At 43.8% G+C, this 2,130-nt stretch carries 3 protein-coding genes; 1 reads left to right on the top strand and 2 read right to left on the bottom strand.

The genetic code is table 11. The annotated features are described in order from the left end of the window. Nucleotides 1-302 (bottom strand): hypothetical protein (locus tag WB217_RS00155; RefSeq protein ID WP_423989498.1); only part of this gene is annotated, 302 nt, incomplete at its 3' end. A 72-nt stretch (nucleotides 303-374) separates the two neighbouring features. Further along, nucleotides 375-1,577 (bottom strand): chromate efflux transporter, encoded by a 1,203-nt coding sequence (gene chrA / locus WB217_RS00150; RefSeq protein WP_423989496.1) that lies wholly within the window; start codon nucleotides 1,575-1,577, stop codon nucleotides 375-377. 358 nt (nucleotides 1,578-1,935) lie between these two features. Here chrA and WB217_RS00145 point away from each other — a divergent pair. Continuing rightward, a partial coding sequence (locus WB217_RS00145; protein WP_423989494.1) for a hypothetical protein occupies nucleotides 1,936-2,130 on the top strand: 195 nt, incomplete at its 3' end.

Genomic DNA, 2,130 nt, shown 5'->3' with positions numbered 1-2,130 from the left:
CTGGATTCAGTTTTTCTCAAGTAAACATATTGCCTATATGTCAGTTCCCCAAAAGCAAATTTAAGTCCAAACACATTAGGCTCTATTTTATACTGCTTCCCGAAGTGATCTTCTAAAATTACATTCTTAATTAATGGCAGGTGCTCTCCAGAATTCAGCTGTTCATCAAGAGGTGTTCCCGAATCAAGGTCCACATATCTTCCGATCAACTCAATTCGCACTATTTTATATAAGGAGCTGTTATGAATCTTTTCGGTAAATCGATATGCCTGCTGCTCGATGGCATTGTTCGGAAAGCACATATTTCTTCACCTCTTTATATTACTATGCAAGATTAGAGGGTTTGCACAACTGAAAAACTTATCTAAGCCATTCTAAAATATCATCGACAATAGCAGTCCGCCAACAGCTCCAGTCACGACTATGACCCACGGCGGAAGCTTCCAATAGACTAACATGCTGAACAGGATCGCTGCGAATACAAAGTCAATCGGGGCGAGAATCGAGCTTGTCCAGATTGGCTGATAAAATGCAGCGATCAAAATGCCAACCACAGCTGCGTTCACACCCATCAGCGCTCTGCTGATTTTGCTATTGCGGCGCAAAGTGTCCCAGAATGGCAATGTACCAAGGATCAACAGGAAAGCGGGGAGGAAGATAGCCGCTGTCGCTAGCAGCCCGCCTTTCCAGCCATTGATCACAGCCCCGATATAGGCGGCAAATGTAAACAATGGTCCCGGGACTGCCTGTGCGGCTCCGTATCCTGCTAAAAATGCTTCCTCGCTAAGCCAGTCTGTTGGAACGAATTCGCGTTCAAGCAGTGGAAGGACGACATGCCCTCCGCCAAAAACGAGCGAACCGGATCGGTAAAAGCTATCGAACATCGCAATCCAGTTCAGTGATGTAGCTTCCCTTAGGATAGGAAGGAGGATGAGCAATACGAAAAACAGCCCGAGTGACACAAATCCAACGCCTTTGGAGATGGGGAAATGCATCCTTGAGTCATCCTCGGCAATATGTGATTTGAACATAAAATATCCTATTATTCCAGATATGATAATCACGCCTACTTGTGTGAAGGCTGTTTGCCATAGCAAAGTTGCCGCTAACGCAAATAATGCAATAGTTTTTCTCGGCAGATCAGGAGCCAGTTTTTGTGCCATCCCTATTACTGCATGCGCGACAACAGCGACAGCCACGATTTTCAGGCCATGAATCCAGCCCGCATCTGCAATACCAAACCCCTGGAGGATAAGCGCGAATAAAATAAGAGCCAATACCGAAGGAAGGGTAAAACCGATGAATGCCAGCAGACCGCCTAGCAGCCCGCCGCGCATCAACCCAACGCCGATGCCCACCTGGCTGCTCGCAGGACCGGGGAGGAACTGGCATAATGCTACCAAATCCGCATAGCTTTTTTCGTCCATCCATTTTCTGCGGCGGACATATTCTTCATGGAAATAGCCTAAATGGGCAACCGGACCGCCGAATGAGGTCAGCCCTAATCTGGTTGATACCAGCAGGATTTCCAGGAGAGTTGATTCACTCTTTTTTTCTGAAGTTTGAGCAAGTTTCACTTTTTAATCTCCTCTTGGTAAAAGTATATTGATCTATGTCAGCTCATCGTACATCCTCTATGGAAATTTTTCTTTCTTTAATGGAGAAAATCAATAACGAATTTCGATATCATTTTAACCTAACTTATTGAAAAATCGAAGTAGTAACTTAAATAACATTTCAAAAATTCGTAGGCTTATTGCTGTTTTTCACTACTGTTAACAGAGAGTTTTAGTATATGATCAACTGCTTAAATTAGATGTTAAATACACAAGGGAGTATAATGGGCATAGGACAACCTTCCAAAGGTTTGAGCCTCATGCTTTTTTTGTTGAATGGGAATTATATGTGCATACATTTAACCTTGGTGGTGTAACGATGACACAGAAATTATTTGCAAGAATTGTAAAATTCGGCGGAACAGCCTTGATCACTATCTTTGCCATCATGTTTGTTCTCGGGTTCATAACTGGAGAAACGGACTTGATGAGTGAGCTTTACAAGAAAATCGGCACAATGGCAGAAATTGCAGCGATTGCGGCTTTTGCTTTGTGGGTGATCAGGCTTGCATTT

This window comes from Mesobacillus sp., assembly GCF_049588175.1.
Classification (GTDB): Bacteria; Bacillota; Bacilli; order Bacillales; family Cytobacillaceae; genus Mesobacillus.
This window is presented reverse-complemented; position numbering and strand designations above follow the sequence as displayed.